Raw genomic sequence first — 15,360 nt, 5'->3', positions numbered from 1 at the left:
GCCGGAACCCCGTAAACTGCCGCACTTTTTCGCCGGTCGCTTTTTTTCATGACCGCTTTTTCCGATGAGAGTACCCATGCAAATTGCCCTGGCACCCATGGAGGGGTTGGTCGACAACATCCTGCGTGATGTGCTGACCCGCGTTGGCGGTATCGACTGGTGTGTCACCGAGTTTATCCGGATCAATGACTCGCTGTTGACGCCTGCCTACTACCACAAGTTCGCCCCCGAACTGCTGACCGACGCCCGCACGGCGGCGGGTGTGCCGTTGCGGGTGCAACTGCTGGGTTCCGATCCGGTGTGCCTGGCGGAAAACGCGGCCCTGGCCTGCGAGCTGGGGTCGCAGGTGATCGACCTGAATTTCGGTTGCCCGGCCAAGACCGTGAACAAGTCCCGGGGCGGGGCGGTGCTGCTCAAGGAGCCGGAGTTGCTCAACGCCATTGTCGAGCAGGTGCGGCGCGCGGTGCCGGCGCATATCCCGGTGACGGCGAAGATGCGCCTGGGTTTCGACAGCCCGGATGGAGCGTTGGTCTGCGGTACGGCCCTGGCTGAAGGTGGCGCATCGCAGATCGTGGTGCACGCCCGGACCAAGGTCGATGGCTACAAGCCGCCGGCCCATTGGGAATGGGTGGCGCGGGTGCAGGAAGTGGTCAAGGTGCCGGTGTTCGCCAATGGTGATATCTGGTCGGTGGACGACTGGCGGCGCTGCCGTGAGATCAGCGGTGCCGAGGACATCATGCTCGGTCGCGGCCTGGTCTCGCGTCCGGACCTGGCTCGGCAGATCGCCGCGGCGCGGGCCGGCGAAGAAGTCGTGGAGATGACCTGGGCCGAGCTGCTGCCGCTGTTGCGTGACTTCTGGGTACAGGCAGAGGCGCAGCTGACGCCACGCCAGGCGCCGGGTCGTTTGAAGCAGTGGCTGGCGATGTTGACGCGCAATTATCCGGAGGCGGTGGAGCTGTTCACCCACCTGCGCCGTGAGACCGATTGCGCGGCGGTCGGGCGCCTGTTGAACGTGCCGTTGTCTGAAACGGCCTGAAAAATTTCACGACAATCTCTTGAAATGCCTGGGCGAGTTCCTATCTAGGGAGTACGCGATGCCGAATTCGGGTCGCGGACTAAACCACTCGCTGAATTTCAGGAGATTGACATGACTACCGCATTTTCGCTGGCTCCGCTGTTCCGTTCTTCCATCGGGTTCGATCGTTTCAACGATCTGTTCGAGACCGCCCTGCGCAACGAACCGGGCAGCAGCTATCCACCCTACAACGTTGAAAAGCATGGTGATGACGAGTACCGCATCGTCGTGGCCGCCGCCGGTTTCCAGGAAGAAGACCTGGAACTGCAGGTCGAGAAAGGCGTACTGACCGTCAGTGGCGGCAAACGTGACGCCCTGGCTGAAAACGTCAGCTACCTGCATCAGGGCATCGCCCAGCGTGCGTTCAAACTGTCCTTCCGCCTGGCCGACCATATCGAGGTCAAGGCCGCCGGCCTGAGCAACGGTCTGTTGAATATCGACCTGCTGCGGGTCGTGCCGGAAGAGGCCAAGCCAAAGCGCATTGCCATTAATGCCGGGCAAAAGCCGGCACTGCAGCACTAAGCGCCAGTCCGCTGAAAAAGAACCCCGCCACGGCGGGGTTCTTTGTTTGGTGCACTCAGATCAGGAGCTTTTTGAACTCCTCCAAAGGCAGCGGCCGACTGTGCAGGTAACCCTGGTACAGATGGCAACCCAAGCCTTCCAGGAACACCAGTTGCTCCGGCAACTCCACCCCCTCGGCAATCACCGTCAGCCCCAGGCTGCGGGCCATGGCGACAATGGCACGGATGATTTCCGCATCGTTGGGATCGTGGGTCGCGTCGCGGACGAACGACTGGTCGATCTTCAAGGCATCCACCGGCAGGCGCTTGAGGTAGGTCAGCGACGAATAGCCGGTGCCGAAATCATCCATGGCAAAACTGACACCGAGCTTGTTCAGGCGGCGCATCTTGCTGATGGTGTCCTCCAGATTCTGGATCACGATGCCCTCGGTGACTTCCAGTTTCAGCATCGAGGACGGCACGTTGTAGCGGATCAGCGTACGTTCCACCCGTTCGACGAAATCGGTCTGGCGAAACTGCCGCGGGCTGATGTTCACGCACAGGCTGAAAGCGTGGCTGATCAGGCCTTCGCCCAGCAATAGGCCAAAGGCCTCGCAGGCGTGGTCAAGAATCCAGGTGCCGACTTCAAGGATCAGCCCGCTGTCTTCCAGGACCTTGATGAACTCGGTCGGCGATTGCGCGCCGAGTTCCGGGTGGTGCCAGCGCACCAGGGCCTCGGCGCCGATGATGCTGTTGTCGCGGGCATCCACCTGGGGTTGGAAGTGCACGCTGAATTCACCCCGGGAAAGCGCCTGGCGCAGGTCGTTTTCCATGCGCAGGCGCTCGCTGGCGGCTTTCTGCATGGTGCTGTGGAACAGCTGGGTGATGTTGCGCCCGGAATCCTTGGCCCGGTACAGCGCGATATCGGCGCGCTTAAGCAGGTCGGCGGGGGTCGTGCCGTGATCGGGAATCAGCGCCACGCCGATGCTCGGGGTCACTTGCAGGCGCTGGCCGTCGAGGAACATCGGTTCGGCCAGCAGCTCGCGAATGGTGTCCGCCAGCTCGCGGACTTTGTGCGTGACCTCGCTGCGTGAACCGTCCAATCCGCTGAGCAGCACCACGAATTCGTCGCCGCCGAGGCGCGCCACGGTGTCCTCGGTGCGCACGCTGGCTTCCAGGCGGGCGGTCACCACCTTGAGCACGGTGTCGCCCACCGGGTGGCCGAGGGAATCGTTGATGTGCTTGAAGTGGTCCAGGTCGAGAAACAGCAAGGCGCCGCGCAGGTTGTGGCGCTTGAGCAGGGCGATCTGCTGGCTCAGGCGGTCCATCAGCAGGGCGCGGTTGGGCAGGTTGGTCAGCGGGTCGTGATAGGCCAGGTGGCGGATCTGCGCCTGGGCGTTCTTCAATTGGCTGATATCCCGGGCCGTCAGCAGCAGGCACGCGGTTTCATTGAGGATGATGGGTTCGACCGACACCTCGACCGTGAGCACATCGCCGCGTTTGTTGCGCCCGAGCATGTCGCGGTGTGGGACATGACCCTTTTCCTTCAGCTCCGCCAGCAGGGCGCTGCGCTGCTTGTGATCGGCCCAGACACCGATTTCATACACCGTTCTGCCGATGACTTCGCCGCTGGTGTAGCCGGTCAGCCGGCAGAAACCGTCGTTGACCTCCAGGTAGCGGCCGCTGTCGCGCTCGGTAATGGTGATGGCGTCGGGGCTGGAGTGGAAGGCCTTGGCGAATTTCTCCTCGCTGGCCTTGAGCGCTGCCTCGGCCCGCTGTTGCTGGGTGATGTCGCGCAAGGTGGTGACGATGCACAGCTGCCCCTCGACCACGATCTGCCGACTGGCGATCACGCAGGTCAGGGCGTGGCCGCGCTTGTGGTGAACGATCACCGCCACATTGTTCAGGGCCTGGTCGCGGATCACCTGCTGGATACGTTGCAGGCGCTTGGCCGAGTCGTCCCACAGGCCGATCTGCTCGGCGCTGCGATTGCGCACTTCATCGATGTTCCAGCCGAACACCTGGGTGAAGGCCGGGTTGATTTCAATGAACTGCCCGGTTTCGTGACGGGTGACGCAGATCGGGTCGGGGCTGGCCTGGAACAGGCTGGCGAATTTCTCTTCCGAGGCCACCAGGCGTTGTTCGCGCTCCACCTGTTCGGTGATATCCAGCAGGGTGCCGGCCATGCGCAATGGGTTGCCCTGCTCGTCGCGGTAGAGGCGGGCGCGGCTTTCCAGGTAGCGCGAGGTACCGTTTTCCAACTGTACCCGATAGGTCAGTTGATAGCTGCCTTCCGGACCTTCGCGCAGGCTGCGGTAGGCGTTGCGCATGCTTTCGCGTTCGCTGGCGGGGACACCGTCGAAAAAAGCGTCGAAGGACTCATGGAACGGCTGTGGCTCCAGGCCGTGCAACTGCGCGGCGCGCGCCGAGCCATAGAGCATGCCGCTGGGAATATGCCAGTCCCAGGTGCCCAGTTGCGCCGAGTCCAGGGCCAGATCGAGACGGTCCTGGCTGTCCTTGAGGGCCAGCTCGGCATTCTTGCGTTCGGTGGTGTCGAGAAAGGTGCTCAGCAGATAGGCCTGGCCTTCCAGTTCGACCCTTTGGGCGCTGAGGATACCATCATGAATTTTGCCGTTGCTGGCGCGAAACTGCACCTCCTGGCTGACTGACTCGCCGCGGATGTTGATCGATTTGACCAGGCGCTCGCGTTCTTCGGGATTGACCCAGAGCCCGATCTCCACGGTGGTCCGTCCGATCACCTGGAGCGCCGGCCAGCCGAACAGGCTTTCGAAGTACTGGTTGGCCTCGCTGATCAGGCCGTCTTCCTCGCGGGTCAGCAGCACCATGTTGGGGCATAGATGAAACAGGGTGGCGAAGCGCTTTTCCGAACTGCTGAGGGCATGTTCGCGCTGGCGCTGGTGGGTGATTTCGCGGATGACGCCGATCATTCGCGGCTTGCCGTTCTTGTCCGGCAACAGGCTGCCATTGATTTCCAGCCAGTGCAGGCTGCCGTCGGGCCAGAGGATGCGGTGATGCATGGCCTGTTCGACGGGCTCGCCTTCCAGTACCGCGTGGAAGGCCCGCAGGGTGCGCGCGCGGTCCTCGACCGGCAGCAGGTCGAGGTAGTCCATGTCCTTGGGCAATGGCTGGTGCGGATCGAAGCCGAACAGCGCCTGGGTGCCACGGGACCAACTGACCTGGCCGCTTTCAATATCCCAGCACCAGGCTCCGAGGCGCGCGCCATTGAGGGCCGCCAGCAGTTGCGTGGCGCTTTCCCAGCTCTGTTCCGACACCTGGGGGTCGAGTGCATGAATGCGTGGCAGGGGTGGAATACGGCTGGCGTACTTGGGCATTTACAGCTGTCCTTGGTATGAAAGGAACGTTGTGCCGCAAAAAGCTGTTTGGAATAAAGCAGGCTTGCCTTATGCGGTCAATCCTGGCTTGTCACCCTGCGCATCCAATAAAGCCATGAACGCCCGGGCGGCATTCGACAGAGTCCGTTCCGTGTGCAGGATATAGCCTAGCTGGCGAGTCAGTTGTATGCCCGGTAAAGGAATGCGTGCCACCTGGTCATCGAGCATGGTTCGCGGCAGGACGCTCCAGGCCAGGCCGATGGAGACCATCATCTTGATGGTTTCCAGATAATTGGTACTCATGGCGATGTTCGGCGTCAGGCCCTGGGCTTCGAACAGGCGCTGGACGATATGGTGGGTAAAGGTATTGCCCCCCGGGAAGACCGCCGGGTGATGGGCGATGTCCTTGAGACTGACCGGACCGTGGCTGACCAGCGGATGCTCGAGGGCGACGACGAAATCCAGCGGGTCGTCCCACACCGGCACGGCGCGTACCAGGCTGTGGGGTTCCGGGGCCAGGGTGATGACTGCCAGTTCGGCGCGGCCGTGAAGAATTTCCTCGTAGGCAATTTCCGAATCTAGGAACTGAATATCCAGTGCTACCTGTGGGTAGAGTCGGGTAAAGGCCCGCAGCAGGGGTGGCAGACGGTGCAGGCCGATATGATGGCTGGTGGCCAGAGTCAGCCGGCCGCTGACTTCGCCGGTCAGGTTGGTCAGTGCCCGGCGGGTATCGTCCAGTACATTGAGAATCTGGTAGGCGCGCGGCAGCAGGGCCCGGCCGGCCTCGGTCAGGCCGATTTCGCGGCCCAGGCGGTCGAACAGGCGGACATTGAGTTGCTGTTCGAGGCCGGCGATGCGCTTGCTGATGGCCGGCTGTGTCAGGTGCAGGCGCTCGCCCGCGCCGGAAAAGCTGCCGGTCTCGGCGATGGCGATAAAGGCGTTGAGGTTGGCCAGGTCCATTCTAGTATTCCACTTGGTTATCCAAAGCATAAAAAATATGAATTTGAGTTATTCACTCTAACCCCATAGCATCGACCTCACAAGCCAAGGGGTTATTGAGAACAGCCATCAATAAACCGGGGCATAGAAACAAGCTGATGAGGAAACGTCTGATGGCCGGCAAAACGCTTTACGACAAGCTCTGGGATTCTCACGAAGTGAAACGGCGCGACGATGGGTCGTCGCTGATCTATATCGACCGTCACATCATTCATGAAGTGACTTCGCCCCAGGCTTTCGAAGGCCTGCGCCTGGCCGGGCGCAAGCCCTGGCGTGTCGACTCGATCATCGCCACCCCGGACCACAACGTGCCGACCACTCCGGAACGCAAGGGCGGGATCGAGGCGATTGTCGACCAGGTATCGCGTTTGCAGGTGCAGACCCTCGACGATTACTGCGATGAATATGGCATCACCGAATTCAAGATGAATGACGTGCGTCAAGGCATCGTCCACGTGATCGGCCCGGAGCAGGGTGCAACCTTGCCGGGCATGACCGTGGTCTGCGGCGACTCCCATACGTCGACCCACGGCGCTTTTGGGGCCTTGGCCCACGGTATCGGCACTTCCGAGGTCGAGCATGTGTTCGCCACCCAGTGCCTGGTGGCCAAGAAGATGAAAAATATGCTGGTGCGGGTCGAAGGCACCTTGCCGTTTGGCGTGACCGCCAAGGACATCGTCCTTGCCGTGATCGGCAAGATCGGCACCGCCGGCGGTAACGGCCATGCCATCGAGTTCGCCGGCAGTGCGATTCGCGACCTGTCCGTCGAAGGCCGCATGACCATCTGCAACATGTCCATCGAAGCCGGTGCCCGCGTGGGCCTGGTGGCCGCCGATGAAAAGACCGTGGCCTACGTCAAGGGCCGTCCTTTCGCCCCGAAAGGCGCGGAGTGGGATTTGGCCGTCGAAGCCTGGAAAGAGCTGGTCTCCGATGCCGATGCGGTGTTCGACACCGTGGTCGAACTGGATGCCGCGCAGATCAAGCCGCAGGTCAGCTGGGGCACTTCGCCGGAAATGGTCCTGGCGGTTGACCAGAACGTGCCGGACCCGGCTCGCGAGCCCGATCTGGTCAAGCGTGGTTCCATTGAGCGCGCCTTGAAGTACATGGGGTTGACCGCCAACCAGGCGATTACCGATATCCAGCTGGACCGCGTCTTCATCGGTTCCTGCACCAACTCGCGGATCGAAGACCTGCGTGCCGCTGCCGTGATCGCCAAGGGCCGCAAGGTCGCCTCGACCATCAAGCAGGCGATTGTCGTACCGGGTTCGGGTCTGGTGAAAGCCCAGGCGGAAGCCGAAGGCCTGGACAAGATCTTTCTCGAAGCCGGTTTCGAATGGCGCGAGCCGGGTTGCTCGATGTGCCTGGCGATGAACCCGGACCGCCTGGAAAGCGGCGAGCACTGCGCCTCGACGTCCAACCGTAACTTCGAAGGGCGCCAGGGCGCCGGTGGTCGTACCCACCTGGTGAGCCCGGCCATGGCCGCCGCCGCCGCCGTGAGCGGTCGTTTTGTCGACGTTCGTGAATTGATCTGAGGAGCGCAGCATGAAAGCTTTTACCCAGCACACCGGTCTTGTCGCGCCTCTGGATCGTGCCAACGTCGACACTGACCAGATCATTCCCAAGCAGTTCCTGAAGTCGATCAAGCGCACCGGTTTCGGTCCCAACCTGTTCGACGAATGGCGTTACCTGGACGTGGGTTATGCCTACCAGGACAATTCCAAGCGGCCGTTGAACAAGGAATTCGTGTTGAACGCCGAGCGTTACCAGGGCGCCAGTGTGTTGCTGGCCCGGGAGAACTTCGGTTGCGGTTCCAGCCGTGAGCATGCGCCGTGGGCTCTGGAGGAGTACGGCTTCCGCAGCATCATTGCGCCGAGCTATGCCGATATCTTCTTTAATAACAGCTTCAAGAACGGCCTGTTGCCGATCATCCTCGACGACAGCGAAGTCGACGAGCTGTTCCAGCAGGTCGAGGCGACGCCGGGTTATCAGTTGACGGTCGATCTGCAGGCGCAGACCGTGACCCGTCCGGACGGCAAGGTCTATCACTTCGAAGTCGATGCGTTCCGCAAGCATTGCCTGCTCAACGGCCTGGACGATATCGGCCTGACCTTGCAGGACGGCGAGGCGATTGCCGCGTTTGAAGCCAAGCATCGGGCCAGTCAGCCGTGGTTGTTTCGCGACGCTTGATTTGAGGTAGGCAGGGCCGGCCTCTTCGCGGGCAAGCCCTGCTCCTACAAAGTTATGTCGTACGCGGCTTTTGTGTACGACGCAAAACTGTAGGAGCAGGGCTTGCCCGCGAAAAGGCCGGATCGGCAACACGGAACTCTCGGCAAAAGGAAAATCCCATGACCGGCAACGCCCACACCGCAGTCGTTCAAAAGCAATTCGGCGAACAGGCCAGCGCCTACCTGAGCAGCGCCGTGCACGCCCAGGGCGCCGAATTCGCCCTGCTCCAGGCCGAGCTGGCCGGACGCTCCGACGCCCGGGTCCTGGACCTGGGCTGCGGTGCCGGTCACGTGAGCTTCCATGTCGCCCCGCTGGTCAAGAAAGTGGCCGCCTATGACCTCTCGCAGCAGATGCTCGACGTGGTCGTCGCTGCCGCCACCGAGCGCGGCCTGAACAATATCGCCACGGTATGCGGCGCGGCCGAAAGCCTGCCATTCGCCGATGGCGAGTTCGACTTTGTCTTCAGCCGCTACTCGGCACACCACTGGAGCGATCTGGGGCAGGCCTTGCGGGAAGTGCGGCGGGTGCTCAAGCCCGGCGGCGTGGCAGCCTTTATCGACGTCATGTCCCCCGGCAGCCCATTGTTCGACACCTACCTGCAAAGTGTCGAGGTTTTGCGCGACACCAGCCATGTCCGCGATTATTCGGCGGGCGAGTGGTTGCGCCAGGTCAACGAGGCCGGCCTACAGGTACGCAGTACCCAGCGTCAGCGCCTGCGCCTGGAGTTCAGCTCCTGGGTCGAACGCATGCGCACCCCGCAACCGTTGCGGACCGCCATTCGCGATTTGCAGCAGGCAATGGGCGCGGAAGTGCGAGAATATTTCGAGATTGAGGCCGATGGTTCATTCAGTACCGATGTGCTGGTGCTGTGGGCCGAGCGATAGACTTTTTCCAGCCGCGCCCGTGACCATGGGCGCGGCGACAGATGACATGAGGAAAGCATGAGCAAGCAGATTCTGATTCTCCCAGGCGACGGTATCGGTCCGGAAATCATGGCCGAAGCGGTCAAGGTGCTGGAATTGGCCAGCGAGAAGTACAGCCTCGGTTTCGAGCTGAGCCACGACGTGATCGGCGGTGCGGCCATCGACAAGCACGGCGTGCCCCTGGCCGACGAGACCCTGGAACGTGCCCGCGCCGCCGATGCCGTGCTGCTGGGCGCCGTTGGTGGGCCGAAGTGGGACAAGATCGAACGGGATATCCGCCCTGAACGCGGCCTGCTGAAGATCCGCGCGCAACTGGGCCTGTTCGGCAACCTGCGTCCGGCGATCCTCTACCCGCAACTGGCCGACGCTTCCAGCCTGAAGCCGGAAATCGTCGCCGGCCTGGATATCCTCATCGTCCGTGAACTGACCGGCGGCATCTACTTCGGCGCGCCACGGGGTACCCGCACCCTGGAAAACGGCGAGCGCCAGTCCTACGATACCCTGCCGTACAGCGAAAGCGAGATCCGCCGCATTGCCCGGGTCGGCTTCGACATGGCGCGGGTGCGCGGCAAGAAGCTCTGCTCGGTGGACAAGGCCAACGTCCTGGCGTCCAGCCAGCTGTGGCGTGAAGTGGTCGAGCAGGTTGCCCAGGATTACCCGGACATCGAGCTGAGCCACATGTACGTCGATAACGCCGCCATGCAATTGGTGCGGGCGCCGAAACAGTTCGACGTGATCGTCACTGACAATATGTTCGGCGATATCCTGTCCGACCAGGCTTCGATGCTCACCGGCTCCATCGGCATGCTGCCGTCGGCGTCCCTGGATGCCCATAACAAAGGCATGTACGAGCCGTGCCACGGCTCTGCGCCGGACATTGCCGGGCAGGGCATCGCCAACCCGCTGGCGACCATCCTGTCGGTGTCGATGATGCTGCGTTACAGCTTCAACCTGCACGAAGCGGCGCAGGCAATCGAGACCGCGGTCAGCCGTGTGCTGGACCAAGGCTTGCGCACCGGTGACATCTGGTCGGCCGGTTGCACTAAAGTCGGTACGCAGGAAATGGGCGACGCAGTAGTCGCCGCGCTGCGGAATCTGTAATCTCTCGGGCCCACCGCCTCTTCCATCCCTGGAGGCGGTGACCCACTTTTGTAAAAGGTGTAGTTGCGATGAAACGTGTAGGTCTGATCGGTTGGCGCGGTATGGTCGGTTCCGTGCTCATGCAGCGGATGCTGGAAGAGCAGGATTTCGACCTGATTGAGCCGGTGTTTTTCACCACTTCCAATGTCGGTGGCCAAGGCCCGTCCGTGGGCAAGGACATTGCTCCGCTGAAGGATGCCTACAGCATTGAAGAGCTCAAGACCCTCGACGTGATCCTGACCTGCCAGGGCGGCGACTACACCAGCGAGGTTTTCCCCAAGCTGCGCGAAGCCGGCTGGCAGGGTTACTGGATCGATGCGGCTTCCAGCCTGCGCATGCAGGATGACGCAGTGATCATCCTCGACCCGGTCAACCGCAAGGTCATCGACCAGCAGTTGGACGCCGGTACCAAGAACTACATCGGCGGCAACTGCACCGTCAGCCTGATGCTGATGGGCCTGGGTGGCCTGTTCGAGGCCGGCCTGGTGGAATGGATGAGCGCCATGACCTACCAGGCGGCCTCGGGTGCCGGCGCGCAGAACATGCGTGAGCTGATCAAGCAGATGGGCGCGACCCACGCCGCTGTCGCCGATCAACTGGCCGACCCGGCCAGCGCCATCCTCGACATCGACCGTCGTGTCGCCGAAGCCATGCGCAGCGATGCCTACCCGACCGAAAACTTCGGTGTGCCCCTGGCCGGCAGCCTGATCCCGTGGATCGACAAGGAACTGCCGAACGGCCAGAGCCGTGAAGAATGGAAGGCCCAGGCCGAGACCAACAAGATCCTCGGTCGCTTCAAGAGCCCGATCCCGGTGGACGGTATCTGCGTGCGCATCGGCGCCATGCGTTGCCACAGCCAGGCGCTGACCATCAAGCTGAACAAGGACGTGCCGATCGCCGACATCGAAGGGCTGATCAGCCAGCACAACCCCTGGGTCAAGCTGGTGCCGAACCAGCGTGAAATCAGCATGCAGGAACTGAGTCCGACCAAGGTCACCGGCACGCTGAATATCCCGGTGGGCCGTCTGCGCAAGCTGAACATGGGTTCGCAGTTCCTCGGTGCCTTCACCGTGGGCGACCAGTTGCTCTGGGGCGCGGCCGAACCGCTGCGGCGCATGCTGCGTATCCTGCTGGAACGTTGATCCGCTGAAACGTTGAAAAACCCGCGTCTCGTCAGATTCGCGGGTTTTTTTATACCCTGCATCTCTGCAAGGCCTGCATGCAATTGCCTGACCGCCTGGTCACGGGTAAAGTGCCGCTCCCCCCGTTTCACCTGAGGTCATCCCATGAGCCAGTCCTTTGATATTGCCGTGATCGGCGCCACCGGCACCGTCGGCGAGACCCTGGTGCAGATCCTCGAAGAGCGCGATTTCCCGGTGGCCAACCTGCACCTGCTGGCCAGCAGCGAGTCGGCGGGGCATTCGGTGCCTTTCCGCGGCAAGAACGTGCGGGTGCGCGAAGTCGACGAATTCGACTTCGGTAAAGTCCAGCTGGTGTTTTTCGCCGCCGGCCCCGCGGTGACCGCCAGCTTTGCCCCGCGTGCGACGGCAGCGGGTTGTACGGTGATCGACCTGTCCGGCGCCTTGCCCGCGCCCCAGGTCGTGCCGGAGGCCAATCCCGAGGTGCTGGCGACCCTGGGCAAGCCGGTACAGGTCGGCAGCCCGAGCGCGGCCGCCACGGCGTTGGCGGTGGTGCTGGCGCCGCTCAAGGGCCTGGATATCCAGCGGGTCACGCTGACCGCCTGCCTGGCGGTATCGAGCCAGGGCCGCGAGGCGGTGACCGAACTGGCCCGACAAACGGCGGAGTTGTTGAATGTCCGTCCGCTGGAACCGCGCTTTTTCGATCGGCAGATGGCGTTCAACCTGCTGGCCCAGGTCGGCAAGCCGGATGCCCAGGGGCATGTCTCCCTGGAAAAACGCCTGGTCAGCGAACTTCGCGAACTGCTCGCGGCACCTTTGTTAAAAATTTCAGTGACTTGCATTCAAGCCCCGGTGTTTTTCGGCGATAGCTATAGTGTCTCTCTGCAAACCGCCGGCGAGGTTGATCTGGCCGCGGTGAACGCTACGCTGGAAGCAGCGGCGGGAATCGAGCTGGTGGAAGCCGGCGACTACCCGACGGCGGTGGGTGACGCGGTGGGTCAGGATGTGGTTTATGTCGGGCGGGTACGTCGCGGTGTGGACGACCCGTGTGAGCTGAACCTGTGGCTGACAGCCGATAATGTACGCAAAGGCGCGGCATTGAACGCTGTGCAACTGGCAGAGCTGTTGATAAAAGACCTGCTGTAAAAGATACTTGGCGGCAATTTGCAGAATGACTCTAGCCTGACGCTATGCTCAGGCTGGTTGCTGGAGGTGAACCTGTCCTCGGGCATTTGCAAGGGCGTCGGCTGAAACCGCGCGCTGCGGCGATGTTTTCAAGGGCGCGCACGCTGCCGCAAGGCGGGCGACACCACCTTCTCGCTAGCCGAGGAATGCACAAACAAAGGAAGAGGCTATGGTTCAAGTTCGCAAACTGGTGTTAGCAATAGCGGCCGCTTCGGCGCTGTCTTCCGGTATGGCACACGCGCTTGGGCTGGGGGAAGTGACCCTCAAGTCAACTCTGAACCAGCCATTGCTGGCAGAAATCGAATTGCAGGATGTCAGTGGTCTCAGCGCCTCGGATATCGTGCCGAGTCTGGCCTCGCCCCAGGCCTTCGCCGATGCCGGGGTCAGTCGCCAGGATTTCCTCAACGACCTGACGTTCACGCCGGTGATCAACCCCAACGGCCGCAGCGTGGTTCGGGTCACCTCGAACAAACCGTTGTCCGAAGCCTATGTGCGCTTCCTGGTGCAGGTGCAGTGGCCCAATGGCCGCTTGATGCGCGACTACAGCGTGTTGCTCGATCCGTCGAAATACACCCCGCCCGCTGACGCCGCCAAACCAGCTGCTGCTCCGACGGCAGCCGCCGCGCCTGTGGCGCCGGTTACCGCGCCGACCAAGGCCAAGCAATACACCACCGGCCCCAAGGACACCTTGTGGGATATCGCCCTGAAGGAGAGCAATGGCGCTTCCGTGCAGCAGACCATGCTGGCGATCCAGGCGTTGAATCCGGGGGCCTTCCTCGACGGCAATATCAACCGCCTGAAGACCGGCCAGGTGCTGCGTCTGCCTGATCGCGTGGAAAGCCGCGCCTTGGCACAACCCAAGGCTATCGCTGAAGTGGCGGCACAGAATGCCGCCTGGCGTGCGGGACGGCGCTCGCCCCATGCCGGCAAGCAACAGATCGATGCCACCCGGCACAAAGGGACCGAGGGCGCGCCGACCAAGGCTGCTGCCAAGGACAACCTGAGCCTGATCTCCGCCGAGTCCGGCAAGAAGCACGGCAAAGGTGCCGCCGGCGATAGCAAGGCCCTGAACAACAAACTGGCGGTGACCCAGGAAAGCCTGGACACCACCCGTCGCGACAATGCCGAGCTGAAGAGCCGGATGGAAGACCTGCAAAGCCAGCTGGACAAGTTGCAGCGTCTGATTCAGTTGAAGAACGATCAGTTGGCCAAGTTGCAGGCCGACGGTGCGACAACCACGCCGGCGGCACCCACTGCCGGGCAACCGGCCAGCGCCATGTCCGCCCAGTTGGCGGCCAAGCCGGAAGTGGCCCCCGCACCGATCGCTCCGGCGGCGGAAGTGGCCAAGCCTGCAGCGGTTGTACCGCCGATCCAGCCTGACGCCGCCGTGCCCCAGGAGCGCAAGCTCGATGACCTGCTGGCCAGTCCGATCCTGATGGGACTGCTGGCCGGTTCCGTGGTGCTGGTGTTCCTCTTGCTCCTGCTGTTCCTGGCGCGTCGTCGCAAGGCCAAGCAGGAAGCGGAAAAACACCTGCGCATGGCCCGGGCGCTGAACGAGGAAGGTGGTTTTTCCGAAGAGCTGGATATGCCTGAAAGCAGTTTCGAGGGTCTGGAGGTCCCTCCGCCCAGCGTAAAGCTGGCACCCGCTCCGGCCCCGGTCCCGGCCGCTGAGCGTCCTACCGATGTACTGGACCAGGCTAATCTGCATATCCAGCGCGGTCACCTGAACCAGGCGGCCGGCTTGCTCGAAGAAGCGGTGAAATACGAACCACAGCGTACCGATGTGCGCCTGAAACTGATGGAGGTCTACGGCCAGCAGGGCGATCGTGATGCGTTTATCGCCCAGGAACGGCAGTTGCCTGCCGGTCAGCACCAGGCCGAAGTCGAGCAGCTCAAGAGCCGTTTTCCGTCGATGATCGCGGTTGCCGCGGTGGCCGGGCTCGGAGCGGCCGCGGTGGCGGCTGAGCTGAGCGAGGATTACGTCAAGGAATTGCTGGCCGATGAGCCGCCGGCGCCAGTACCCGCTCCAGCTCCAGCTCCAGCTCCTGTTGCGGCGCCGGCACCGGTGGCGGCGGCGGACGATCTCTTCGACAGCGATTTTGACCTGAGCCTGGATGATCTCGAAGCCGCCTCGCCAACGGTGGTTGCACCGGCCAAGGCGGATCTGGATGACCTGCAACTGGATGACGACCTGAGTTTCGAGTCGATTCTGGGGCAGCAGGCAGGCGCCACGTCGGCGCTGGACGACGATTTGAGTTTCGAGTCGCTCATGGAGCAGCATGCCCCGGCCAAGCCGGCCCTCGACGACCTGGCGGATTTCGATCTGGACCTGGGTGGGGAAGCGCCGCTGTCGACTTCGGCGGACGAGGACTTCCTGCTGAGCCTGACCGAAGACCTGAAGGATTCCGACGCCGAGGTCCCGACCCTGGGCGCCGGCGGTCTGGATGATCTGGATCTGCCGGCGGATTTCGATCTGTCGCTGGCGGACGAACTGGAGGCGCACGCCGGCCCGAATGCGTTCACCGACGAGCTGGATGACGTCAACGCCGAGCTGGATCGTCTGTCCCAGAGCCTGGAGCAGCCGCCGCTGGCTACACCGAGCCTGGCGGCCGACGAATTGCCCGAGGACGAGTCGTTCGACTTCCTCTCCGGCACCGACGAGGCGGCCACCAAGCTCGACCTGGCCCAGGCCTATATGGACATGGACGACAGCGATGGGGCACGGGATATCCTCGCCGAGGTGCTGAACGAAGGCAGCGAGGCGCAGAAAGCCGAAGCCCGGGAGATGCTCAAGCGTCTGGCTTGATCGGTGCTTCAACA

The 15,360-nt window shown here is 62.6% G+C and carries 11 protein-coding genes; 9 read left to right on the top strand and 2 right to left on the bottom strand.

The features are described 5' to 3' along the window. Positions 1-76 precede the first annotated feature (76 nt). Together HX830_RS20785 and HX830_RS20780 are read left to right on the top strand one after the other, a co-directional pair. Complete coding sequence (locus HX830_RS20785) at positions 77-1,036, top strand: tRNA dihydrouridine synthase (protein ID WP_177102327.1); 960 nt, start codon at positions 77-79, stop codon at positions 1,034-1,036. Between the two features lie 111 nt (positions 1,037-1,147). After that, complete coding sequence (locus HX830_RS20780) at positions 1,148-1,597, top strand: Hsp20 family protein (protein WP_103497622.1); 450 nt, start codon at positions 1,148-1,150, stop codon at positions 1,595-1,597. 55 nt (positions 1,598-1,652) lie between these two features. On the opposite strand, the gene HX830_RS20775 is transcribed toward HX830_RS20780, so the two are convergent. Next, positions 1,653-4,928 (bottom strand): sensor domain-containing protein, encoded by a 3,276-nt coding sequence (locus HX830_RS20775; protein WP_177102325.1) that lies wholly within the window; start codon positions 4,926-4,928, stop codon positions 1,653-1,655. Between the two features lie 69 nt (positions 4,929-4,997). Further along, positions 4,998-5,888, bottom strand: a complete 891-nt coding sequence (locus HX830_RS20770) for a LysR family transcriptional regulator (protein WP_152737394.1) — start codon at positions 5,886-5,888, stop codon at positions 4,998-5,000. A gap of 152 nt (positions 5,889-6,040) precedes the next feature. Between HX830_RS20770 and leuC the strand changes: the two genes are divergently transcribed. The 7 genes from leuC to HX830_RS20735 all read left to right on the top strand — a co-directional run bounded on the left by leuC (position 6,041) and on the right by HX830_RS20735 (position 15,346). After that, positions 6,041-7,459 carry a 3-isopropylmalate dehydratase large subunit gene (gene leuC, locus HX830_RS20765; protein ID WP_103497619.1) on the top strand — a complete coding sequence of 473 codons (1,419 nt, stop codon included), beginning with the start codon at positions 6,041-6,043 and terminating at the stop codon, positions 7,457-7,459. Positions 7,460-7,469: 10 nt separating this feature from the next. Next, positions 7,470-8,114 carry a 3-isopropylmalate dehydratase small subunit gene (leuD, locus tag HX830_RS20760; protein WP_103497618.1) on the top strand — a complete coding sequence of 215 codons (645 nt, stop codon included), beginning with the start codon at positions 7,470-7,472 and terminating at the stop codon, positions 8,112-8,114. A 158-nt stretch (positions 8,115-8,272) separates the two neighbouring features. Further along, positions 8,273-9,037, top strand: a complete 765-nt coding sequence (locus tag HX830_RS20755) for a class I SAM-dependent methyltransferase (protein WP_177102323.1) — start codon at positions 8,273-8,275, stop codon at positions 9,035-9,037. Between the two features lie 57 nt (positions 9,038-9,094). Beyond that, entirely contained in the window at positions 9,095-10,177 is a 1,083-nt protein-coding gene (leuB, locus tag HX830_RS20750; protein ID WP_103497616.1) for a 3-isopropylmalate dehydrogenase, read from the top strand. A 68-nt stretch (positions 10,178-10,245) separates the two neighbouring features. Beyond that, positions 10,246-11,358, top strand: coding sequence for an aspartate-semialdehyde dehydrogenase (asd, locus tag HX830_RS20745; protein WP_017129390.1), 1,113 nt, complete (start codon positions 10,246-10,248; stop codon positions 11,356-11,358). Between the two features lie 144 nt (positions 11,359-11,502). Continuing rightward, positions 11,503-12,501, top strand: coding sequence for an aspartate-semialdehyde dehydrogenase (locus tag HX830_RS20740; RefSeq protein ID WP_177102321.1), 999 nt, complete (start codon positions 11,503-11,505; stop codon positions 12,499-12,501). A 208-nt stretch (positions 12,502-12,709) separates the two neighbouring features. Beyond that, positions 12,710-15,346 carry a FimV family protein gene (locus tag HX830_RS20735; RefSeq protein ID WP_177102319.1) on the top strand — a complete coding sequence of 879 codons (2,637 nt, stop codon included), beginning with the start codon at positions 12,710-12,712 and terminating at the stop codon, positions 15,344-15,346. Positions 15,347-15,360 lie beyond the last annotated feature (14 nt).

Source organism: Pseudomonas gingeri, assembly GCF_013385425.1.
GTDB classification, from domain to species: domain Bacteria; phylum Pseudomonadota; class Gammaproteobacteria; order Pseudomonadales; family Pseudomonadaceae; genus Aquipseudomonas; species Aquipseudomonas gingeri_D.
The sequence above is the reverse complement of the archived record's forward strand: the minus strand, read 5'-3'. Positions and strand labels throughout refer to the sequence as shown.

Excerpts from the sequence above, each read along its gene's own strand:
- HX830_RS20755 (WP_177102323.1), top strand. The coding sequence starts at position 8,273 with ATGACCGGCAACGCCCACACCGCAGTCGTTCAAAAGCAATTCGGCGAA.
- leuD (WP_103497618.1), top strand. The coding sequence starts at position 7,470 with ATGAAAGCTTTTACCCAGCACACCGGTCTTGTCGCGCCTCTGGATCGT.
- leuC (WP_103497619.1), top strand. The coding sequence starts at position 6,041 with ATGGCCGGCAAAACGCTTTACGACAAGCTCTGGGATTCTCACGAAGTG.
- HX830_RS20780 (WP_103497622.1), top strand. The coding sequence starts at position 1,148 with ATGACTACCGCATTTTCGCTGGCTCCGCTGTTCCGTTCTTCCATCGGG.
- HX830_RS20735 (WP_177102319.1), top strand. The coding sequence starts at position 12,710 with ATGGTTCAAGTTCGCAAACTGGTGTTAGCAATAGCGGCCGCTTCGGCG.
- asd (WP_017129390.1), top strand. The coding sequence starts at position 10,246 with ATGAAACGTGTAGGTCTGATCGGTTGGCGCGGTATGGTCGGTTCCGTG.
- HX830_RS20770 (WP_152737394.1), bottom strand. The coding sequence starts at position 5,888 with ATGGACCTGGCCAACCTCAACGCCTTTATCGCCATCGCCGAGACCGGC.
- HX830_RS20740 (WP_177102321.1), top strand. The coding sequence starts at position 11,503 with ATGAGCCAGTCCTTTGATATTGCCGTGATCGGCGCCACCGGCACCGTC.
- HX830_RS20775 (WP_177102325.1), bottom strand. The coding sequence starts at position 4,928 with ATGCCCAAGTACGCCAGCCGTATTCCACCCCTGCCACGCATTCATGCA.
- HX830_RS20785 (WP_177102327.1), top strand. The coding sequence starts at position 77 with ATGCAAATTGCCCTGGCACCCATGGAGGGGTTGGTCGACAACATCCTG.
- leuB (WP_103497616.1), top strand. The coding sequence starts at position 9,095 with ATGAGCAAGCAGATTCTGATTCTCCCAGGCGACGGTATCGGTCCGGAA.